Here is a 20,865-nt window from a genome sequence, read left to right as displayed (position 1 = left end):
GGATTCCGTGTGGGAACGATGTCACATCGGTCGTTCCCCGTCGGAGGCCCAATGGAGCAAGATCTTCCCCCCGTTCTGTCGCTGGACATCGGCGGCACCAAGCTCGCCGCAGGCGTGGTCACCGGCGATGGCCGGATCCACGGCTGGCAGGTCACCCCCACCCGCAGGGAGGAGGGACCGCGGCAGGTCCTGGCCAGGCTGTTCGACCTGGGCAGGAAGGCCGTCGCCGACGCGGGGGAGCCCGAGGTGGCCGCCGTCGGCATCTCCTGCGGAGGGCCGCTGGACACCGCGACCGGCGTGCTGGGGTGCCCGCCGCACCTGCCGGGCTGGATCGACGTCCCGGTGGGCGCGCTGGCCGCCGAGGCGTTCGGCGTACCCTCGGCGCTGGAGAACGACGCCACCGCCGCCGCCCTCGGCGAGTTCAGGTACGGCGCGGGCCGAGGGACCCGCACGATGCTCTACCTCACCGTCTCGACCGGCGTCGGCGGCGGCTCGGTCATCGGCGGCCGGCTGCACCGCGGCGCCGCGGGCAACGGCGGCGAGCTGGGCCACGTCATGGTGCGGCCCGGCGGCCGCCGGTGCACCTGCGGCCGCCACGGCTGCCTGGAGGCGTACGCGTCGGGCACCGCCATCGCCGAGCGCGCCCGCGAGGCCCTCGCCACCGGCCGCCCGTCGTCCCTGGCCGCCGTCGGGAACCCGACGGCCGAGGACGTCTCGCGCGCCGTCGAGTCCGGTGACGGGCTGGCCCGCGAGATCTGGGACGAGACCACCTGGGCGCTGGGCACGGCGATCACCGACCTGGTGAACGTGTTCGAGCCGGAGCTGGTGGTCCTGGGCGGCGGCGTCACCCGTTCCGGCGCCCTGCTCCTCGACCCCGTCGCCGTCGCCGTCGCCAGGGACGCCATGCCGCCCGCCGCCCGCACCGCGCGCATCGTGCTCGCGGAGCTCGGCGCGGGTGTGTGCGTGGTGGGCGCGGGTGCCGTCGCACACGACCTACTCTCAGGAAAGACCCCAGGAAAGACCCCACATGCCTGACCTTCCCCCGATGCCCGCCCCGGCGTCCCACACGTTTCATGAAACGTCCCAGACCGTCGCGGAGCTGCCGCCGGTGCTCGCCGACCACGTCGAAGGCCACCTCGCCGCCGCACGCGGCATGGCGGCGCTGCTCCCGTCCGTGGAGGCCGCCGCGGACCTGCTCATCGCGACCTTCTCGGGCGGCGGCACCGTCTACACGCTGGGCAACGGCGGCAGCGCCGCCGACGCCCAGCACCTCACCGGCGAGCTGATCGGCCACTACAAGCGCGACCGCCGCCCGCTCCCCACGGTGACGCTCACGACCGACGCCACGGTCATGACCTGCATCGCCAACGACTACTCCTACGAGGACGTCTTCGCCAGACAGGTCCAGGCCCTGGCCCGGCCAGGCGACGTCGTGGCCGCGTTCACCACCAGCGGGGACTCCCCGAACGTCGTGACCGCGCTGGAGACCGCGCGGAGCAGGGGCGCGGTCACGGTACTGTTCGGCGGCGGCGACGGCGGGGCCGCCGCGAAGCACGCCGACCACGTCCTCCTCGCCCCCTCGTCGGAGACGCCGCGCATCCAGGAGATCCACACACTGATGCTGCACATGATCAGCGAAAAGGTCGACGCATGGGCGGCGGCATGACCCCCAGGCGCGCCACACCCATGGCGGCCGACATGGCCGCCCCCATGGCCAACGCCCCCTCCGGCGCCCAGCCGCCCGAGTTGCCCAGGGCCCCGCGACCGGTGGCCACCCCCGGCCGTACCCTGCACATGATCGGCAACGCGCACCTCGACCCGGTGTGGCTGTGGCCCTGGCAGGAGGGCTACCAGGAGGCGCGGGCGACGTTCTGGTCCGCGATCCACCGCATGGACGAATACCCCGACTTCGTCTTCACCTGCGACCAGGTCGTGCTGCTCTCCTGGGTCGAGGAGTCCGACCCCGAGCTGTTCGCCAGGATCAGGGAGAAGGTCGCCGAGGGGCGCTGGGTCATGGCAGGCGGCTGGTGGGTGGAGCCGGACTGCAACATGCCCGCCGGTGAGTCGTTCGTCCGGCAGGGCCTCTACGGCCAGCGCTACCTGAAGGAGAAGTTCGGCGTCACGGCCTCGGTCGGCATGAACGTCGACCCGTTCGGCCACAACGCCATGCTGCCCGCGATCCTGCGCGGCCAGGGCATGGACTCCTACTGCTTCCTGCGTCCCGGACCGCACGAGAGCGAACTGCCGGGCACGATGTTCTGGTGGGAGGGCCCGGACGGGAGCCGGGTGCTCGCGTACCGGATCCCGTTCGAGTACTGCAGCCCGCCCGGCGAGGTCGCGGGCCAGACCGAGAAGGCGCTCGGCCAGCTCGACCGCTCGCTCGGCGACCTGATGATCTTCTACGGCGTCGGCAACCACGGCGGCGGCCCCACCAAGGCGAACATCGAGTCCATCCACCGCTACGACAGGATGGGCACGTTCGGTGAGCTGACCATGTCCTCACCGCGCCGCTACTTCGACGAGATGGCCAAGCGCCTCGGCGAGCAGGGCCTGGCCGACCTGCCGGTGTGGCGCGACGACCTGCAGCACCACGCGGCCGGCTGCTACTCCTCGCACTCCGGGATCAAGGCGTGGCAGCGCCGGGCGCAGGCGGCGGTGCTGTCGGCCGAGCGGTGGGCCGCCGTCGCCGGCCACGACGTCCGTGCCGACCTGGAACGGGCGTGGAAGCAGGTGCTGTTCAACCAGTTCCACGACGTGCTGCCGGGCTCGGCCATCGAGCCCGCCTACGACGACGCCCGCGACCAGCTCGGCGAGGCCGTGGCGATCTCCAAGCGGATCATCACCAGGGCGCACAACGTGATCGCCCGCGACGTCCGCGTGCCCGAGGAGACCGGCTCGCAGCCGGTCATCGTCTTCAACCCGCACCCCTGGCCCGTCACGACCCGGGTCGAGATGCAGTACGGCCTCGCGCCCGCCGGCGTGCACGTCGTGGACGCCGGCGGCGGCGACGTGCCGTCCCAGCCGACCCAGTCGGTCGCCACCACGGACGACAAGGGCCGCGGCGCGACCGTGTTCCAGGCGGAGCTGCCCCCGCTGGGCTACCGCCTCTACCGGCTGCGCCCCGGCCGGCCGGCGCCGCGCGAGAGCGGGCTGTCCGCCTCCGCCCACCACATCGAGAACGACGTGCTCCGCCTGGAGCTCGACCCCGCCACCGGCTGGCTGAAGAGCCTGCTCGACAAGCGCACCGGCGTCGACCTGGTGGCCGGCGCGACGGGCGAGCACACGCAGATCTGCGAGGACCCGACCGACACCTGGGGACACCGCGTGGTGTCCTACGACTGGCCGGGCCAGGCGATGACGACGACCGCCGTCGTCCTGCGCGAGAACGGTCCGCTGCGCGCCCGCATCCGCGTGGAGCGCGAGTGGGGCCGCTCGACGATGGCCGAGGAGTTCATCCTGGGCGCCGGCGACGACGACGCGGTGGAGGTGCGGGTCACGCTCGACTGGCGGGAGCGGGCCCACCTGATGAAGCTGCGCTTCCCCGTCGCGGTGGAGAGCCCGGCGGCCACGTACGAGATCCCGTTCGGGCATCTGGAGCGGCCGATCGACGGGGCCGAGGAGCCGGCGCAGTCGTGGGTGGATCTGTCGGGCACGGAGGGCGGCCGCCCGGCGGGCCTGGCCGTCGTCAACAACGCCAAGCACGGTTACGACGTCGCCCCGCGGGCTCCCGGCCGCAGCCCCAGCATCGGGATCACCGCCGTGCGCAGCCCCGTCTACGCCTGGCACGATCCACGGCTGCTGGACCCCGACGGCTACTACTCCTACCAGGACCAGGGCGTGCAGCGGTTCACGTACCTGCTGGTGCCGCACGCCGGTGACTGGCGGGCCGCCGGGCTCGCGCGGCGGGCAGCGGTGCTCGGCTCGCCGGTGCGCGCGATGCTGGAGAGCTTTCACGACGGCACGCTGCCTCCGGCGGGCGGCTACCTGGACGACGGCGGCGGGCAGGTCATGGTGACGGCGGTCAAGCTGCACGAGGACGCGCCGCGCGACCTCGTGGTCCGCGCCGTCGAGAGCACGGGCCGGGCGGCGACCGCCGCCACCCTGGACATCCCGCTGGCCGGGGTCAGGCTGACGGCGGACTTCGGGCCGAGCCAGATCCGGACGTTCCGCATCCCGCTCGACGACCCGCTCTCCGCGCTGGAGACCGACCTTGTCGAGCTGGGCACCCGCAAGGGAGCGTTCTCGGTGGAAGCGTGGTGATCGCCGACCCCGGTGGAGGCGAGGCGCTCGCCGGCCGCGACGGGGACGAGGTGGTCGTCGAGGGGATCGGCGATCACGGTGGAGGCGAGGCGATCGTCGGCTGGGACGAGGTGGTCGCCGAGGCGATCGGCGATCCCGATGGGGGTGAGGTGGTCGTCGAGGTGCCGGGGCCGTTGACGGTGGACGCGGAGTGGGGTGAGCGGCTGCCGACGGGCCGGCGCGAGCTGCGCCTGCGCATCCGGTACGACGGCGCCGAGCCCGCGCCCGGCACCGTTCGCGTCAGCAGGTCGGTGCCCGCGGCCGAGCCGTGGTGGCTGATCCCCGGCCTCTTCTACGGCGAGAACCGGCCCGCGGCCTGCGAACGGGTGTTCCCGCGCTTCGAGACCGGCGCCGACCGCCCGGACGAGATGGTGTCGGCCCGCTGGGGCTTCCGAGCGGACCGGGCCGCCACGCCCGCCGTCATGGTGTGGGGCGACCTGCGCGCTGCCCGCCGACCGGCACGCGTACGCGCCGCTGCTGGAGCACGGGCTGCGGAGGGGGCGGCCCGAGCACGTCGCCGCCGCCACCCGGGTCATCGACTTCATCAGGACCTCCCTGGGAGACCCCGAGCTTCAGCCCTGGGGAGGAACGGGGAGCGTGGGAGGGCCGCCAAGGCCTGGGGCGGTGCGGTAACTGCGTGGTTTTCGCATGTGGGTGCCCCTTCTCTTGGTATGGTTCGTGTGTTCGGACCGGGTGGCGATAACCAAGCCGGCCGGTCCGGGCCTACCGCCGGGCTGGCGGGATGTGAAGCCTGTGGAGGCCACGTAAGACCGGTCGCACACCTTCGGGCGTGCGTGGGCTGTCGCCGGTGAATCAGGAAGATCCGACCCGTGAGGGTGGGAATCCCCCGGATTCATCTGTGGGGAGGATGTCAACTGCGCGAACCTGTCGCCGTCCGGCACGTTCTGGGGCACCTGGTACCGCCACGCGGGCTGGTCCCCTGCGGGCCGTCTCCGGGTCAGGGTGCGATCCGGTCAGGGGGCGATGTTCCTGAAGAAGATCACGCCGTCGGTGTCGGCCAGGTGGGCCGGGTCCAGCGGGAAGTAGTGGGGGTTGGTCCACGTGCCGGTGCGCGGGGTGAGCTCGGCTCCCGCGTCGGTGAGGTCGGCGACGAGGCGTTCTGAGTCGATGACGTGGACGCCCTCCGGGAGGTGGGCGGACAGGACGCCCTCGATCGTGTCCGGCTCCGGTGCGCCGATGCCGTGGGCGGGGGCGGATCCCACGGCGCAGGCCAGGAACGCGTAGTCGTCGCCCAGCCAGGACCCGGCGATCGCCCCCGTGCTCCACCACTCCAGCGCCCACTCTGCGAGCTGCCAGCGGCTCTTGTCCCGCTGGAGGTGACGGTTGTGGGCGTAGACCAGCGTCGGGCCGCGCCGCTCCTCGCACTCGGCGATGGCGGCGAGGTTGTCGGCCATCATCGCCTCACGCAGGTCCATCAGCCACGGCATGCGCGCGGGCGACGTGTCGGCCATCCCGGCGTGGTAGCGGAGCAGCCCCTGAGCGGTGCGCCCGTACAGGCGGGCCCGCCACCAGTCGTCGCGCGAGGTCGCCGCGATCAGTCCCGGCGACTCGGCCAGGAGCATGGCCACGAGGTCGTCGGCGATGAGACGCAGCTCCCTGGCCTCCTCGGAGCGCCCCACCGACTGGGTGGGGTCCATGGTCGCCGCCGGGTTGGTCCACCGGTCGTCCGCGCCGATCAGCCGGTCCAGAGCGTCCGCGGCGACCAGACCGGATCCGCGCGGGTGGCCCGCGAGGTAATCGTGGAGCGCGGTGAGCGCCTGCCTCGGGCTGGGGGGACCGGCCATCTCCAACGGCGCGTCGAAGCCGTGGAAGCGCAGTCCGTCCTCCGCGGGACGGCCGCGGTTGTAGTCGCGCATCCACCGTACGAGCTCGCGGTTCGCCTCGGACTCCCCGAACCCGTGGCTGAACCCGCGCCGCATGGCGTCCTCGAACGTGCCCTCGCCCGTCGTCACGAACGCGTCGGTGACCAGGCCGGACAGGCAGTCGCTCTCCAGGGCGATCGACCGGTAGCCCTCGTGCTCGACGAGCTGCCGGAAGATCTCGTTGCGCGCCTCGGGCAGCGATTCCTCGCCGTGCATCGCCTCTCCGAGGCCGAGCAGGCGGGGGCGGGACGGGAGCGACCGGAGGAGTGCCGTGACGGCGGCGGCGCCCTCGTCGCCGAGCACACCGGCGGTGTTCCTGATGGACGGATCAGCGGCCATGACCTGTTCCCTTCGACGACACTGGTGGCATGCCTTCCACCGTATCGTTGAACCATTTGTGTAGACTTTGGTCGCGATTCAGCCCATATCCGCCGCCAGACCTTCAACCCTTGAGGCAGCCCGATGCCCCGTGAGCGACTCCGGCCGGTCGACCTGGCGCGTGAGCACGGCCTGTCCACGCAGGCGATCCGCAACTACGAGCAGGCCGGCATCCTCCCGCCGGCCGGTCGCACCCCTCACGGCTACCGCGTCTACACCCGCCTGCACGCCGGCGCCCTCCGCGCGTTCGCCGCTCTCCTGCCCGGCCACGGGCACCAGCGGGCGACCTCGATCATGCGGGCGGTGAACCTGGGCGCCGTCGAGGACGCCATGATCCTGATCGACGAAAGCCACACCCAACTCCTCGACGACCGCCGCACCCTGCTCGCCGTGGAACGGGCGCTACGCGACCTGTCCCCGGAGCGGCCACCCAGGGCGCCGCACGACCTGTCCTCGGAACGGCCACCCAGGGCGCCGCATGACCTGTCCCCGGAGCGGCCACCCAGGATGCCGCATGACCTGTCCCCTGCGGGGCCGCCGAGGGCGCCGCACCAGCCGTCCCCGGCGGAACCGCACGGCCCGCACGAGCCGGGGGTGACCTTCATCGGGCCGTTGGCTCGCAGGCTCGGGATCCGTCCGGCGACCCTGCGCAAATGGGAACGGGCCGGGCTGGTCCGGCCGCACCGGGATCCCCGGACCGGTTACCGCGTCTACACCGCCGCGGACGTACGGGATGCCCGGCTGGCGCACCAGCTCCGGCGCGGCGGTTACCTGCTGGAGCAGATCGCTCCGCTGCTGGAGCAGGTGCGTGCCGCCGGGGGAGTGGAGCCCCTGGAGGCCGCCCTGAGCGACTGGCGTGACCGGCTCGCCACCCGCGGCCGGGCGATGCTGAGAGGCGCCGCCGAACTCGACGCGTACCTGCGCGGGCGCGACACCCCAGAAAGCCCGCAGCACGCCGCCGCCCGGACGGACCCCGCGAGGCCGGCGTGAGGCCGGCGGGGAGGCCGGCGATGTGAGGCTCAGTGGTGGTGGACGGCGATGCCGGCGCCGCGGCGCATGGCGTCGCGGACCTGATCGGGGCTGTCACCCTGCCGCAGGCTGGTGAGCGCGGCCGCCCCGACCGCCCCGGCCACCGAGCCGACCAGCGCGGCGGCCGACACCGCGTCCAGCTCGTCCGGGTACGCCTCCCGCAACCCCTCGGCCAACTCCACCTGCGCGGACAGAAGCCGCTGCAACAGCCGGGCCTGCGCCACCGGCGACGAGGTGATCAGGCCGGCCCGCAGCGCCGCCAGCCCGCTGGGCAGATCGGTGTCCCAGGTGTCGGCGATCATCTCCTCGGCCGCCCGCGCCAGCACGTCGCCGGGCTCTTCACCGGGCCGCCGCCCGCCGATGACCCGCAGCCCCAGGTCCACCCGCACCCGCGCGTTGGCCAGCAGCACGTCTTCCTTGGTGGGGAAGTGCAGGAAGAACGTACGGGTCGACACGTCGGCCGCCGCCGCGATCTCGGCGATCGTGGTCCGCTCGTAACCCCGCTTCTCGAACAGCTCCACCGCGGCGGCGACGAGCGCCTCGCGCGTGCGCTGCTTCTTGCGTTCCCGGCGCCCCGGCTCCTCGGCCATGTCGCCCAGGATGCTACAGCATACGCATTACTACATTCGCTGAACCGAGGGCTCGCGCCCCATCAGAGGGGATGAGGCGCGAACGCCGGCCGGTCAGCTGCTGACCGGCTCGGCCCGGAGCCTGGCCGAGTGCTTGACCAGGGCGATCAGGACTTCCCTGCTGGAGTCGCGCTTGCGCGCGTCGCACAGGATGATCGGGACCTGCGGGTTGAGCTGGAGAGCCAGCCGTACCTCGTCCAGTTCGAACGTCGGCGAGCCCTCGAAACAGTTGACCGCCACCACGAACGGCGTGCCCCGGCGCTCGAAGTAGTCCACCGAGGGGAAGCAGTCCGCCAGGCGCCGGGTGTCGGCCAGGATGACGGCCCCGAGCGAGCCCTCCGCCAATTCGTCCCACACGAACCAGAACCGCTCCTGACCGGGCGTGCCGAACAGGTACAGGACGTAGTCGTTGCCCAGGGTGATCCGGCCGAAGTCCATCGCCACGGTGGTGGTGCGTTTGGCCTCCACCGAGCTGATGTCGTCGACGCCGATCCCGCGGTCGGTGAGGATCTCCTCGGTCCGCAGCGGCCGGGTCTCGGACACCGCGCCCACCATCGTCGTCTTACCCGCGCCGAACCCGCCGGCGACCAGGATCTTGAGCGCGGTCGGCAGGCGCGGGCGGTCAGAGCGCACGGAGACCATCGAGCACCGCCTTGTACAGCTTTACGTCATGCATGTCCACCTCGGACTTTGGTTCCTGGGCAGAGACGAGTTCGCGGTCGAACAGGTCGCCGAGCAGCACTCGGATCGTGCCGGCCGGCAGGTCGAGGTATGCGGCGATCTCGGCGACGGACTTGGGCTCGCGGCAGATCTGCAGGATGCGCAGGTGCTCGGGGTCGAGACCGGCGTCCGGTCCCGGCAGCGGGCCCACGGCGAGAGCCATGGAGATCAGGTCGAACTTGCCGTGCGCGGAGTGCGTACGGCCCCTGGTCACCACGTAGGGCCGGACGATCTCCGGGTCGACCCAGTGCTCGTCCCCGGGGGGTTCCTCCGGCCCTCTCACCGGTCGCTCCTGGTGGCGGCCTCGGCGTTGCGGGCGCCCGAGGTGAGGTACTGGCCGACGCGCGCGACCAGCATCGCCATCTCGTACGCGATCAGCCCGATGTCGGCGTTGTGCGCGCACAGGACGGCCAGGCAGGCGCGCTCGCCCGCCGTGGTCACGATGAGGAACTGGGACCTCCACTCCACGACGGTCTGCCGCACCGCGCCGCCGGCGACGCGTTCCGAGACGCCCTTGGCGAGGCTCTGCACCCCGGACGCCACGGCTGACAGATGCTCGCCGTCGGTGCGCTGCAACCCGGCGGACGAGGCCATCAGCAGGCCGTCGGAGGACAGCACGATGGCGTGGTCGGCCTCCTTCACACGGCCGATGAGGTCGTCGAGCAGCCAGTTGAGGTCGGTGCCGGATGTGGGGGTCATGCCTCGCCTCCCGGCTGCTCGTCCAGCATCTTGGCCGCTTGCGAGCGGCCGAGACGGGTGCCTGACTGCAGAGATCCCATCATCGCGCGGATCTCCTCCGGTGAGCGCTCGTCATCGTCCTCCTCGAAGTCGGGCTGCGTGGGCGTGTCGTCACGCAGCGCTGGCACCAGGTTGGCCTGGGGCACGCGGAGCGGCAGTCCTGACGGCGTGAATTCGGCCACAGGCTCCTGCTCCGATTCCGATGGGGTTTCCGGTACTGGCTCGGGTGCTGGCGCGGGACCCGTGGGAGAAGGGGCGGTCGCGCGCTGCGGGCGGGCGGACTTGAGCGTGCGCACGTTCTCCGCAGCGGCCGGCCGCGTCGCCGTGGCCACGGCCGTCTGCCGGCGCGGCAGCCGCTCGGGGTTGTCGCCGTCCTGGGACTCGGGCGTGGGATCGAGCTGTACGAGCTCCTGCGGCAGCAGCACCACGACGGTGGTCCCGCCGTACGGCGACGCCTTCAGCACCACCTGGATGTCGTGCCGCCTGGCCAGCTGGCTGACCACGTAGAGCCCGAGCCGGGCGGTGCCCGTGATGCGGAACTCCGGGGGCTCCGCGATGCGGTCGTTGGCCGAGGCCAGGTCCTCGGGCTTCATGCCCAGGCCCCGGTCCTCGATCTCGATCACGTACCCGTTGGCCACGAGCTGCCCGCTGACCTGCACGCTCGTGTACGGCGGTGAGAACGACACCGCGTTCTCGATCAGCTCGGCCAGCAGGTGGATGACGTCACCCACGGCCCGGCCGATGAGGACGACGTCGCCCATCGGCATGAGCGTGACCCGGGTGTAGTCCTCGACCTCGGCGAGCGCGCCGCGCACCACGTCCACCATGGGGACGGAGCGCCGCCACGTACGGGCGGGGGCGGAGCCGGAGAGCACGATGAGGTTCTCCGCGTTGCGCCGCATGCGGATGGCCAGGTGGTCGAGCCTGAAGAGCTCCTTGAGCTCCTCGGGATCGGTCTCCCTGCGCTCCATCACGTCGAGCACGGTGAGCTGCCGGTGCACCAGGCCCTGCGTCCTGCGGGCCAGGCTGAGCAGGATGTCGCGGATGCTGCGGCGCAGCTCGGCCTGCTCGGCGGCGACACCGATCGCGGTGCGCTGCACCGTGTTGAACGCCTGGCCCACCTGCCCGATCTCGTCGTCGCCGAAGTCCAGCGACGGCGCCTCCTTGGCCAGGTCGACGTCCTCGCCGCGGCCGATGCGCTCGACCACGCTGGGCAGGCGGTCGTCCGACAGGTCGTGGGCGGCGTCGCGCAGCTTCCGCAGCTGCGCGAGCAGCGACCTGGTCGTGGTGATCGACAGGATGATCGAGGCCACGACCGCGATCAGGCCCAGACCGCCGGCCAGCACCAGGCGGACGACGACGCCCACGGCGCCGGGCACGGAGCTGTCGACGAGGCGGTCACCGCCGTCGGAGATGAGCTTCTCCAGCCCGGCGCGGGCCGGCTCGGTGGCCGAGCGCCACTCCGCGCTGGTCACGACCGGCGCGACGCCGGTGTCGGACTGCTGAGCCAGCCGCTGCTCCAGCACGCGGAGCTGGTTCACCGCGCGGCTCTTCGCCCACGCGGTGTACGCCGCCGCGTCCGCGGCGGGGAGCTGGGCCGCGTTCTGCTCCAGCGAGATGCGGTAGAAGCCGGACAACTGCACGAACTCGGTGTGCTCGGCCGGGGTGAACCCGCCCTTGGCAAGCGCGCCCGCCACCAGCGCGTCCGCCCGGGCGAGGTATTCGCTCGACCGGCTGACCGCGAGTATGGTGCGGGCGTCCCTGGCGATCTCCTTGTCGTCCAGCGAGGCCACGGACTCGAACATGCGGTAGAGGGAGTCGATGACCTCGTTGTAGGAATCTGCCGCCTCGCCGCGGTCGAAGCGGCCGTCGTCGATGGTCTTCCTTGCCGTGCGGATCCCCTCGGCGCTCTTCAGTGCCTCGTCGATGCGGCGCTGCAGCGGCGCGTCGGCCGCGAACTGGACGCTGGCGCTCGTCGCGGACTCCACCAGCTCCACGGCCGTGGCGTCCGTCCTGGCCCGCTGGTCGCGGAGCATCTTGTCGGGCAGCCGGCCTGAGGTGCCCAGTGCCACCAGGGTGAGGCGGCGCTCGCGTTGCAACTCGGCGAGCAGCCGCTCGCTGGGCTGCACCGCGCCGCTGTCGACGGTGGTGGCGCCGACCAGGTTCACGCCTTCGCGGAGGGTGACCCAGGCGGCGAAGCCCCACAGTGCGACCAGTGACACCAGCAGTGCTGTCACCTTTGTCCGCACTCCGAAGTTGCGCAAACGCATAATTGGCCGTCCAGGTCAGGGGGTTGCGTTAAGCCGGTTGTCAAGGGATACGTGAGTATTCTCTTGATTCGGCACGCGGGACACCTTAGCAACGCCTCAAACCCCACTCAAGGCGGGAAAATACCGCTACGTGTATTAAGTCCGGATCTGACCTGTTTGAATTAGGTTGGTCGCCAGGTGCCGGGCCGCGAGGATGGCCGCTCGTACCACCGCAATCGGGGTGTAAAGGTCCTTGTCATGCCACAGGGGCGGGTAATCCGCCATTCCGCCAGTACGCTGCAAGAACTCGTGGCCACGAACGGCGGCCCGCTCGAACCGCTCCCCGACTCTACGACCTGCCGCCGCCTCAGGCAGCAACAGGGCCTGCACCGCGTACGCGGTCTCCTCCGGCGTGCCCTCCCAGCGGCCCCACGACCCGTCGGGCCGCTGCGTGCCCACCACCCACTCGCGCGCCCTGGCCACGGCGGGAGCACGTCCCGGGCCGCCGTACTCACCCAGGGCGAGCACGCAGCTCAGCGTCGCATAGTACGGCGAGGCGTGCCAGCGGTCGTCCCAGCTCCCGTCCTGCCGCTGCCGCTCGGCCAGCAGGCCGGCCAGCCGCTCCCGCACCTCCGCGTACGCGCCCGCCCGGTCGGCCCGGGTGGCCGCGTACGCGCCGAAGGCGTCGAGGACGTGAGCGTTCACGCTGATGGAGAAGCCGTCCTCGCCCTGCCACGTGCAGAAGTGGGTGCCCGCGTCGAACGCCAGCAGGCTCTCCGGGTCGCGGGCCATGCCGTGCAGCGCCAGCGCGTGCAGCGCCACCGACGTCGTGTCGGCGTCCGCGGGCAGCCCGGGACCCGCCGGGGTGCCGGCCGGGCCGATCGCCGCCCTGAGGTCGGCCACCATCTCCGGCGGCACCTCGGCCGGGATGCCCGCCCTGGCCAGCCAGCTCAGCACCCAGCCGCGTTCGAACACGGTGATCGGCAGCCCGACGGGGACAGGGCCGCCGTACCTGGTGACGACCGCCTCCAGGTGGCTCCTGGCCGAGTCGGCGTCGGACGGCGGGCCGCTGCCGAGCCAGGCGGCGGTCGCGGCGGGGGAGGCGCCGATCGTGCCGATCAGCGTGGGGCGCACCGACTGCGCGCCGCCCGCCGTCAGGCCCGCCACCTCCAGGGCGTGCAGCAGCTTCTCCGGCAGCTCCGCGCCGGAGGCGACGACCCGGCGGACGCGTTCCACGCGGGAGTAGTCCAGGCCCGGGGGCAGGGGGAGCGGCTCGCCCGCGCCGTGGGCGTTGATGAGCGCGACGAGCGACGGGACGATCAGGTCGACGGCCGGCATGTCGGGCAGTTCGCCCGCGTGTGGCAGCCGCTCGCGTAACGCGGCCAGCCCCCTGTGGGCGGCCTCCGTGGACCCCGCGGCGAGCAGAGCCTCCGTGGCGCTCAGCGTCGGCACCAGGCCGTACCCGTCCGGCGCGCCCCACGACCCGTCCGGCCGCTGCGTCTTCAGCAGGTACTCGACGCGCTCGCGGTGCCCGGTCAGCCACGGCGCGAGCGTGACGAGCCGGCCGGTCTCGTAGATCGACGCGGACACCTGCCCCCACGGCGTGGCCATCAGTGTGGCAACGAGCGCGTCGGCCTCGCGGGCGATGTTCACAGCTCTCCCCAATAGTCGGAAACGCCGTAGAAGCCGGTGTTGAAGCCCACCTGCCGCTCCAGGTAGAGCGCCGTCCTGGGGCTGGTCTCGCGCAGCGGATCGATCAGCTCGGCGGCCGTGCGCGCGTGCCGCGCCATCCGCTCGGTCACCTCGGCCCGCCCGGCGCCCAGCGTCAGCGCGTTCGCGTCGCCCCAGCGGGCTTCCCTGTCGTACGTGGTCAGGTCGTTCAGCAGGCGCAGGTAGCGCTGCACCTCGTCGTCCGCCGCGCGCACCAGGTCGAGGTTGGCCAGCGTCCACTGGTCGCCGGTGGCCAGCCAGTGCGACAGGTTGACGAAGGCGGAGCCGCAGCTGTCGGCGTTCCGCAGGTATTCCTCCAGGCCGGGCGTGGCCCCTGACTCGCGCCAGTCCCACTCCTTCAGCATGGCGGCCAGCATACGTTCGAGCTGATCGCGCCAGCGGGGGTCGGCGCCGAGGTCGTCGCGGAGGCTCGCCAGGCACTGGGTGAGCGGCCCGCGCGGCGCGTCGCCTGCGGCCACCGCCAGGCAGTCGCCGACCAGCGCGGCCACCTCCTCGCGCGACTTGGCGACGTGGTCGACCTGCAGGTCCACCGCGAACACCCACAACGCGGCCCGGTTCACCGCCCGCAACTCGCCCGCCGTCGCCCACGGCGAGCCGAACGCGCCGACCAGCCCCAGCGAGTGGAAGAAACCGGCGTCGAACGGCCTGGCGGGGAAGAGCCCTGGATGCTCGGCCGCGTGCCTGGCCAGGTCGCGCGCGCACGCGACGGCCAGCGCGCTGGTCCGGCCCAGGCCGGCGGCGGCGCTGAGGCCCGTCATGCCCGGCTCGCCGGGACCGGCGTCGTCACCGGCGGCGCTGAGGCCGGTCATGCCCGGCTCGCCGGGACCAGCGTCATGGTCAGCCCGGTCGCCGGCCGCAGCGTGGAGGCCAGCCGGGGGGTGACCGGACCCGACCCGTGCAGCACCGGCCGGTACTTCGCCAGGATGCCCGCGATCACCAGGAGCGCCTCCATCAAGAAAAGATGGGGTCCCAGGCAGACGTGCGGCCCCGCCGCGAACGGGAAGTACGCGTACCGGTGCCTGTTGGCACCGCCCGCCGCGAACCGCTCGGGGTCGAACTCCAGCGGCCGATCCCAGAACTCCGGCAGCCGATGCGTCAGGAACGGGCTCAGCACCACCGTGGATCCGGCCGCGACCTCGACGCCGTCGATCTCGTCCGTCCGCACCACCGTGCGGGGCAGGATCCAGCCCGGCGGGTAGAGGCGTACCAGCTCGTCCACGAACATCCGCAGGTACGTCAGCTCCGCCAGGTGCGCCATCGTGACCGGGCCGCGCCCGACCACCCGGTCGATCTCCTCGTACACCTTGGCGGCGATCGCCGGATGCGCGTCCAGCACCGGCCAGACCCAGGTCAGCGCCGTGACGGAGGTCTCGGTGGCGGCGCCGTGGATGGCCACCATGTCGTCCCTGATCAGCCGGTCCGCGCCGGGCTCGCCCTCCCTGGCCCGGCAGAGCCTGGAGACCAGGTCGGCGTCGCCGCCGCGCGCCCTGGCGTAGTGGATGCGGGGGTAGACGACGTCGTCGATGGTCCTGATCGCATTCTTGAACGCGCCGTCGCCGGGCAACGGGAACCGCTGCGGCACGAACGGCAGCAGCAGCCGGATCGACCGGGCCGTCACGCCGGTGTCGTAGGCGGGGGCCAGCCGGTCGATGTCGGCGTCCGAGATGGTCGCGCCCAGGAACAACCGGACGATCGTGGGATGGATCACGGCCGACATGACCTCGGCGATGTCCAGCGGCCGGCCGGGCGCCACGACGGCGTCGATCAGCTCGGTGACGATCCCGGCCATGCTCTCCGTGAGTGAGTTGACGTACCTCGCGGTGAACACCGGCTGCAGGATCTTCCTGCTGGCCGCCCAGCCCTCGCCGTCCGACAGGATGCCCTGGCCGAGCAGCGGCGCCAGCGGGTCCCAGAACATCCCGGCCCGGATGTAGTTGGGCTGGTTCGTTTTCAGCACGTGCTGGACGTGATCGGGATGAGTGATCAGGTAAGGGCGGAAGGGGCCCATGTTCAGCCTGACGAGCTCGCCGCTCGCCTGGGCGCTCGCCTCCTCGAAGGCATGAACGGGTGTACGCGCGTGCCTGGCCAGGGACCTGACGAAGGGGAGTGTTCTTGCTTGACGGGTAGGCACGCCGGCCACGGACACCGCGGACCTCCATCGCATCCGTCTCATATGACGGACTATTTCTGACAATAGTTAACCTTAGGGTGGAGTATCACATGATCTTCGGTGTAGATTCAAGATCGTACTAATGTGGGAGCGCCCATGAACCCTGGCCACCCGGCCTTCGATCGGCCCGGCGGCGAGGCGATCGACCGCTGCCGGCGCCTTCTCGATCCCGCGCTCCGCCAGGCGGTCTCCGTGCTGCACCCCTGGGGCGCCAGGATGGCCGCGTTCACGCTCGGGTGGTCGGACGTGGACGGGCGCCCCGCCGACGGTGACGGCGGCAAGAGCCTGCGGCCCGCGTTCGCCATGCTGAGCGCCGAGGCGGTCGGCGGCGCCGCCGAGTCGGCGCTGCCCGCCGCGGTGGCGGTGGAGCTGGTGCACGCGTTCTCACTGGTGCACGACGACATCATCGACAACGACGAGCGGCGCAGGCACCGGGACGCGCTCTGGAAGGCGTACGGCGTGGGTCCCGCATTGCTGGCCGGCGACGCGCTGCTGGCGCTGGCCGTCGGCCAGCTCGCCTCGCGGCCGGAGGCGATGCGCCACCTCTCGGCGGCCCTCATCGAGCTCGTCCAGGGCCAGACGGCGGACATGGCGTTCGAGAACCGCCCGTGGAGCGGCCCCAACCAGGTCACCATCGCCGAGTACACGGAGATGGCGGCCGGCAAGACCGGCGGCCTCCTGGGCGCCGCCGCGGCGGCCGGTGTCGCCCTGGGCGGCGCCCCGGAGCTCTCGGACCGCATGTGGACGATGGGCCGGGACCTCGGCGTGGCGTTCCAGATCGTCGACGACATGCTCGGCATCTGGGGCGACCCCGGTCTCACCGGCAAACCCGTGCACAGCGACCTGCGCCGGGACAAGAAGACGTTCCCCGTGCTCGCCGCGCTCAACAGCGGTGACCGTCCCGCCCGCGCCCTGGCCGCCCTCCTGGAGTCTGGCGCGACGGACGAGGAGTCGGTGCAAGAGGCGGCCGCGCTCGTGGAGCGAGCCGGTGGCCGCGCCGCCGCCCGCGCCGCGGCCGACAGCTACGTCGCCGCGGCACTCGCCACCATGGACGAGCACCTTCCCCATGCTACCGACCTGCGCGCTCTTTGCGCCGCCCTGGTGAACCGGGCCCGCTGAGCCGTTCGCGGGGGCGGGCACCCGGGTAAAGGCTGAGCAGAAATGGAACGTTCCCCCGATGATTAAAGGGTTTACTGGTAGGAAATACCTAGCTTTGGAGGTGGTCCTCATGAGACAGGCCACGGCGGCGATCATGAAGCCGCTGCCCGGCAACCTGTTCAGGGTGCACGGAGAGAACGCCGAGATGCGCTGGGAGGCCATGTCGGGGCAGGGTTACCACACGCCCGCCGACCGGTTCTTCGTGCGCAACCACACCTGGACCCCGCGCGTCGACGCCACCACCTGGCGGCTGCGCGTGCACGGCGCGGGGGTGCGAAGTCCGCTCGAGTACGGCTACGAGGAGCTGCGGGCCATGCCGTCGCGCACGTACGACGCGGCGATCGAGTGCGCGGGCAACGGGCGGCGCTTCTACGACACCCAGCAGCATGACGCCGCCCCCGGCACCCAGTGGGGGCTGGGCGGGATCGGCGTGGCGCGCTGGCGCGGAGTGCCGCTGAGACGCCTGCTCAAGGAGGCCGGCCTGCGTCCCGAGGCGGTGGACGTACTGGCGACGGGGCTCGACGCGCCATTCGAGGAGTACGGCCACGTACGCCGGCCGCTGCCCGTCGGCAAGGCCATGGACGACGTGCTCGTGGCCTACGAAATGAACGGCGAGCCGTTGCCGCCGGACCACGGATATCCGGTGCGGCTGGTGGTCCCGGGATGGGTGGGAATAGCGTCCATCAAATGGCTCGGCGACATAGAAGTTTCAACCACGGAGCTGCACACCCCGTGGAACACGGTCTTTTACCCGGACGTCACCACGCAACCGGTGAAGAGCGCATTCGAGCTCGGCTGGAATGCCCGCCTGCCCCTCGCCGGCCCCCACATCCTGCGTGGCCGCTCCTGGTCGGGCCAGGGCCGGATCGTCCGGGTCGAGGTCGGCTTCGACGGCGGACAGAGCTGGCACGAGGCGGAACACCACGGCCGGCGCCTGGTCAGCGCCTGGTTGCCGTGGCACATCAGCTGGGCCCCGCAGCGTACGGGAGCGTACGAGCTCATGGCCAGGGCGACCGACGAGACGGGCGCCACCCAGCCCCTCACCACACCCCGCCACCCGTACGGCTACCACTTCGACGCCGTCATACGTCATCCGGTCGAGATCGTCAATGCTTGGTAATTAGTCCGGTGGCATTGCAAACAGTCGTCACTGAATTCATCTGAAAGACTCCCCTGGAAACCTTCCGGAAATCCCCCTATGTGATGATGCGCACATCACGGGAATAAGGAGAGCCGATGCGCCAGTTGACCGCACTCGACGCGCAGTTTCTGAATGTCGAGACGGAGACCACCACCGCGCACGTGGCCGGACTGGCGATTCTCGACTCGATGCGGGGCTCGGTCAACCGGGACGCGATCGAGGCGCTGCTGCTGGACCGGCTGCACCTGTCGCCCGCGCTCAGCCTGCGCCTGGCCGAGGTCCCGCTCGGGCTGGACCGGCCGTACTGGGCCGCCGACCCCCGCTTCGACCTCCGCAACCACCTGTTCGAGCTGAGTCTGCCCGCTCCCGGCGACGACTGGCAACTGGCCAGGGTCGTGGCCGAGATCCACGCCCGCAGGCTCGACCGGGCGCACCCGCTGTGGGAGATGCACCTGATCAACGGGCTGGCCGACGGCGGGGTGGCGATCTACACCAAGGTGCACCACGCCGCCATCGACGGCGTCTCCGGCGCGGAGACCCTCGCGGCGCTGCTCGACCTCACCCCGGACGGCCACCTCTCCAGGCCCCCGCAGTGCGGTCACGCCTCCGCCGACCGGCCGGAAGCTGAGCGCCCCCAGGCGGCCCCCGGCCTGCTCGGGATGTTGACCGGGGCGGTCGTCAACACCGCCGCCCACCCCGTACGCGCCGCGCAGTCGGTCGTCAAGGCGGCCGGCGACATCGACGTCATCCCGCTGGCCGCCGGCCTCCCCGGCGCCAAACTGATCGCCAAGGCCGCCCGCCTGGTGACCCGTGACCGGCACCGGCGCCCCGAGTCGCCCAGCCTCACCGTTCCCCGCACCCCGCTCAACGGCCCGATCAGCGCGCGCCGCCACCTGTCGTTCGGCTCGGTGTCGCTCAAGGACGTCAAGCGCGTCGCCAAGGCCAACGCCATGAGCGTCAACGACGTCGTCATGACCCTGTGCACCTCGGCCCTGCGCTCGTGGTTGAGCGAGCGCGGCGCGCTCCCCGCCGAGCCGCTGATCGTCGCCGTTCCCGTGGCCGTGCGCACGGCCGGAGCAAGGAACCGGGTGGGCAACCAGATCTCCGCCATGGTCGCCCCGATGCCCACGAACATCCCCGACCCCGTGGAGCGGCTGCAGGCGGTCGGCGCGACGATGAGCCGGGCCAAGCGGCGCTTCGCGCTGGCGCCCGCGACCTGGCTGAACGAGTTGTGCTCCGTGCTGCCCGCCCCCGTCACCACCCTGGCCACGCCGGCGATCTTCCGGCTCGCGTCGGTGGCCTTCCCGCCGATAAACTTGATCATCAGCAACGTGCCAGGCCCGCAGTTCCCGCTCTACCTGTGCGGCGCCCGGGTGCTGTCGTACTACCCGATGTCCGTGCTGACCGACATGAGCGGTGGCCTGAACATCACCTGCTTCTCCTACGACGGCATGCTCGACTTCGGCATCGTGGCCTGCCCCGAGCGCGTGGACGACGTGTGGGGGCTGCTCGGCCATCTGCGCACGGCGCTCGACGAGCTGCTAGACGAGCGAGTGAGCGATGAGTTCCGCGACGGCGTCGGGGTCGATCTGATGGCCGGTTAGCTGACAGAGGTTCTCCTGGTAGAGCAGGACGGCGGCGAACATGGTCGCCGCCACCTCCAGCCTGGCCGCGTCCCCGCGCGCCCCTGGCAGCGCCAGCCCCAGCGCGAACCTGGCCCGCCTGACCAGCTCGCCGTTGAGCCGCCCCAGGCGCTCTTTGACCGAGCCGTGCGTCTCCGCCTCGCGGAACAGGATGCGCCGCATCGCCGGTGAGGCGCGCAACGGCAGGCCGCGGGCGAGCCTGGACAGCGTGCCCGCCGGGTCGCCGGGCACCGCGTCGACCTCGCGGCCCTCCTCGACGTACGTGCGCTCGTCGACCAGCGCGACCAGCACGTCGATCTTGTGGGGGAAATGGCGGTGGATCAGGCCCCTGGGGACCATCGCGAGCCTGGCGATCATCGTCGTCTGTGTGGCCGCATAGCCGGAGCCCGCGAACAGCTCTTCCGCCGCGTCCAGGATGCGCGTGCGCGCGTCACGGATCACCACAGCTCGCACCCTAGCGCGGCCGCGACGCCCTGACCATCCCTGCCCTCCACCGAACCGTTGATGTAGCATTCGAGACGAAATTGTCTCAAATGGAGCGGAGATGTGTGATGGCGATGAGCCGTGCGCAGATCATGACCGCGGCGATCCAGCACTTCAACGACAATCCGGCCGCCTCCATGGCCCAGCTCGCCGAGGCGGCCGGGATCAGCCGGGCGACGCTGCACCGGCACTTCAGCAGCCGCGAGGAGTTGATGGTCGCCCTCGGCCACCGCGCCCACGAGCAGTGGGAGCAGGTCCAGAAGAGCGCGGGAGTGATCGAGGCCACCGCCTGCGGAGACTCCGAGGCGCTCTCGAAGGCGCTCGCCGCACTGCTGGCCGGCCTCGTCGAGGTGGCCGACGCGTACGGCTTCGGCCTCACCGACTACGCCATGGCGGTCCATCCCGAGCTGCGGCGCCGCGCGGACGAGTTGGAGGAGCGCGAGGTCGCCTTCTACGCCGCCGCCCAGCGCGCGGGCCTGCTGCGCGCCGACCTGCCCGCCCGGTGGGTGAGCAACACCGTGTACGGCCTGCTCGTGGCCGTACGCGAAAGCCTGCGCCGCGGGGACGTCGCCCGCCGCGACGTCCCCCACCTCCTCCTCACCACCTTCCACCAC

19 protein-coding genes are annotated in these 20,865 nt (G+C 71.8%); 9 read left to right on the top strand and 10 right to left on the bottom strand.

The window, feature by feature from the left end; all coding sequences use genetic code 11:
• The first annotated feature begins 51 nt into the window (after positions 1–51).
• From ITP53_RS27015 to ITP53_RS27000, 4 genes are read left to right on the top strand one after another with little or no spacing between them, the layout of a single operon-like run.
• Entirely contained in the window at positions 52–1,035 is a 984-nt protein-coding gene (locus ITP53_RS27015; RefSeq protein WP_195898257.1) for an ROK family protein, read from the top strand.
• Positions 1,028–1,666, top strand: coding sequence for a D-sedoheptulose-7-phosphate isomerase (locus ITP53_RS27010; protein WP_207756468.1), 639 nt, complete (start codon positions 1,028–1,030; stop codon positions 1,664–1,666). The genes ITP53_RS27015 and ITP53_RS27010 overlap by 8 nt, the downstream gene beginning before the upstream one ends.
• Positions 1,651–4,260, top strand: a complete 2,610-nt coding sequence (locus tag ITP53_RS27005) for an alpha-mannosidase (protein WP_195898256.1) — start codon at positions 1,651–1,653, stop codon at positions 4,258–4,260. Before ITP53_RS27010 ends, ITP53_RS27005 begins: the two co-directional genes overlap by 16 nt.
• Entirely contained in the window at positions 4,254–5,111 is an 858-nt protein-coding gene (locus ITP53_RS27000) for a hypothetical protein (RefSeq protein ID WP_195898255.1), read from the top strand. The genes ITP53_RS27005 and ITP53_RS27000 overlap by 7 nt, the downstream gene beginning before the upstream one ends.
• Before the next feature lie 162 nt (positions 5,112–5,273).
• Here ITP53_RS27000 and ITP53_RS26995 read toward each other — a convergent pair whose 3' ends face one another.
• Positions 5,274–6,521: an erythromycin esterase family protein gene (locus ITP53_RS26995; protein ID WP_195898254.1), complete on the bottom strand. Its 1,248-nt coding sequence runs from the start codon at positions 6,519–6,521 to the stop codon at positions 5,274–5,276.
• A 123-nt stretch (positions 6,522–6,644) separates the two neighbouring features.
• On the opposite strand from ITP53_RS26995, the gene ITP53_RS26990 reads away from it, so the two are divergent.
• The gene (locus tag ITP53_RS26990) at positions 6,645–7,550 is read left to right on the top strand and encodes a TioE family transcriptional regulator (protein WP_195898253.1); all 906 of its coding nucleotides are present in this window, start codon (positions 6,645–6,647) and stop codon (positions 7,548–7,550) included.
• 29 nt (positions 7,551–7,579) lie between these two features.
• Here ITP53_RS26990 and ITP53_RS26985 read toward each other — a convergent pair whose 3' ends face one another.
• From ITP53_RS26985 to ITP53_RS26950, 8 genes are all read right to left on the bottom strand, one after another.
• The gene (locus tag ITP53_RS26985; protein ID WP_195898252.1) at positions 7,580–8,179 is read right to left on the bottom strand and encodes a TetR/AcrR family transcriptional regulator; all 600 of its coding nucleotides are present in this window, start codon (positions 8,177–8,179) and stop codon (positions 7,580–7,582) included.
• Positions 8,180–8,272: 93 nt separating this feature from the next.
• Positions 8,273–8,860 carry a GTP-binding protein gene (locus ITP53_RS26980; RefSeq protein WP_195898251.1) on the bottom strand — a complete coding sequence of 196 codons (588 nt, stop codon included), beginning with the start codon at positions 8,858–8,860 and terminating at the stop codon, positions 8,273–8,275.
• Positions 8,841–9,221: a DUF742 domain-containing protein gene (locus tag ITP53_RS26975; protein WP_195898250.1), complete on the bottom strand. Its 381-nt coding sequence runs from the start codon at positions 9,219–9,221 to the stop codon at positions 8,841–8,843. The genes ITP53_RS26980 and ITP53_RS26975 overlap by 20 nt, the downstream gene beginning before the upstream one ends.
• Positions 9,218–9,637, bottom strand: coding sequence for a roadblock/LC7 domain-containing protein (locus ITP53_RS26970; RefSeq protein ID WP_195898249.1), 420 nt, complete (start codon positions 9,635–9,637; stop codon positions 9,218–9,220). Before ITP53_RS26970 ends, ITP53_RS26975 begins: the two co-directional genes overlap by 4 nt.
• Positions 9,634–11,913: a sensor histidine kinase gene (locus ITP53_RS26965; RefSeq protein WP_328815862.1), complete on the bottom strand. Its 2,280-nt coding sequence runs from the start codon at positions 11,911–11,913 to the stop codon at positions 9,634–9,636. Before ITP53_RS26965 ends, ITP53_RS26970 begins: the two co-directional genes overlap by 4 nt.
• A gap of 168 nt (positions 11,914–12,081) precedes the next feature.
• Positions 12,082–13,578: a prenyltransferase/squalene oxidase repeat-containing protein gene (locus tag ITP53_RS26960; RefSeq protein ID WP_328815860.1), complete on the bottom strand. Its 1,497-nt coding sequence runs from the start codon at positions 13,576–13,578 to the stop codon at positions 12,082–12,084.
• Positions 13,575–14,465 (bottom strand): terpene synthase family protein, encoded by an 891-nt coding sequence (locus tag ITP53_RS26955; protein ID WP_207756467.1) that lies wholly within the window; start codon positions 14,463–14,465, stop codon positions 13,575–13,577. Before ITP53_RS26955 ends, ITP53_RS26960 begins: the two co-directional genes overlap by 4 nt.
• Positions 14,462–15,802: a cytochrome P450 gene (locus ITP53_RS26950; RefSeq protein ID WP_195898247.1), complete on the bottom strand. Its 1,341-nt coding sequence runs from the start codon at positions 15,800–15,802 to the stop codon at positions 14,462–14,464. Before ITP53_RS26950 ends, ITP53_RS26955 begins: the two co-directional genes overlap by 4 nt.
• Positions 15,803–15,922: 120 nt before the next feature.
• Between ITP53_RS26950 and ITP53_RS26945 the strand changes: the two genes are divergently transcribed.
• From ITP53_RS26945 to ITP53_RS26935, 3 genes are all read left to right on the top strand, one after another.
• Entirely contained in the window at positions 15,923–16,945 is a 1,023-nt protein-coding gene (locus ITP53_RS26945; RefSeq protein WP_195898246.1) for a polyprenyl synthetase family protein, read from the top strand.
• Positions 16,946–17,054: 109 nt separating this feature from the next.
• A complete protein-coding gene (locus tag ITP53_RS26940; protein ID WP_195898245.1) occupies positions 17,055–18,104 on the top strand; it encodes a sulfite oxidase in 1,050 nt (349 codons plus the stop codon).
• 116 nt (positions 18,105–18,220) lie between these two features.
• Positions 18,221–19,729, top strand: coding sequence for a WS/DGAT/MGAT family O-acyltransferase (locus ITP53_RS26935; RefSeq protein WP_195898244.1), 1,509 nt, complete (start codon positions 18,221–18,223; stop codon positions 19,727–19,729).
• Here ITP53_RS26935 and ITP53_RS26930 read toward each other — a convergent pair.
• Positions 19,667–20,212 carry a TetR/AcrR family transcriptional regulator gene (locus ITP53_RS26930; RefSeq protein ID WP_328815855.1) on the bottom strand — a complete coding sequence of 182 codons (546 nt, stop codon included), beginning with the start codon at positions 20,210–20,212 and terminating at the stop codon, positions 19,667–19,669. The two genes, ITP53_RS26935 and ITP53_RS26930, sit on opposite strands and share 63 nt — an antisense overlap.
• A gap of 113 nt (positions 20,213–20,325) precedes the next feature.
• Here ITP53_RS26930 and ITP53_RS26925 point away from each other — a divergent pair.
• On the top strand, positions 20,326–20,865 hold a 540-nt coding region (locus ITP53_RS26925), incomplete at its 3' end, for a TetR/AcrR family transcriptional regulator (protein WP_236051214.1).

Origin of the sequence: Nonomuraea cypriaca, assembly GCF_015645445.1 — a bacterium.
Classification (GTDB): Bacteria; Actinomycetota; Actinomycetes; order Streptosporangiales; family Streptosporangiaceae; genus Nonomuraea; species Nonomuraea cypriaca.
The sequence above is the reverse complement of the archived record's forward strand: the minus strand, read 5'-3'. Positions and strand labels throughout refer to the sequence as shown.

Coding starts and splice junctions, on each gene's coding strand:
- ITP53_RS27015 (WP_195898257.1), top strand. CDS start 52: ATGGAGCAAGATCTTCCCCCCGTTCTGTCGCTGGACATCGGCGGCACC.
- ITP53_RS27010 (WP_207756468.1), top strand. CDS start 1,028: ATGCCTGACCTTCCCCCGATGCCCGCCCCGGCGTCCCACACGTTTCAT.
- ITP53_RS27005 (WP_195898256.1), top strand. CDS start 1,651: ATGGGCGGCGGCATGACCCCCAGGCGCGCCACACCCATGGCGGCCGAC.
- ITP53_RS26995 (WP_195898254.1), bottom strand. CDS start 6,521: ATGGCCGCTGATCCGTCCATCAGGAACACCGCCGGTGTGCTCGGCGAC.
- ITP53_RS26990 (WP_195898253.1), top strand. CDS start 6,645: ATGCCCCGTGAGCGACTCCGGCCGGTCGACCTGGCGCGTGAGCACGGC.
- ITP53_RS26985 (WP_195898252.1), bottom strand. CDS start 8,179: ATGGCCGAGGAGCCGGGGCGCCGGGAACGCAAGAAGCAGCGCACGCGC.
- ITP53_RS26980 (WP_195898251.1), bottom strand. CDS start 8,860: ATGGTCTCCGTGCGCTCTGACCGCCCGCGCCTGCCGACCGCGCTCAAG.
- ITP53_RS26970 (WP_195898249.1), bottom strand. CDS start 9,637: ATGACCCCCACATCCGGCACCGACCTCAACTGGCTGCTCGACGACCTC.
- ITP53_RS26955 (WP_207756467.1), bottom strand. CDS start 14,465: ATGACCGGCCTCAGCGCCGCCGGTGACGACGCCGGTCCCGGCGAGCCG.
- ITP53_RS26945 (WP_195898246.1), top strand. CDS start 15,923: ATGAACCCTGGCCACCCGGCCTTCGATCGGCCCGGCGGCGAGGCGATC.
- ITP53_RS26940 (WP_195898245.1), top strand. CDS start 17,055: ATGAGACAGGCCACGGCGGCGATCATGAAGCCGCTGCCCGGCAACCTG.
- ITP53_RS26935 (WP_195898244.1), top strand. CDS start 18,221: ATGCGCCAGTTGACCGCACTCGACGCGCAGTTTCTGAATGTCGAGACG.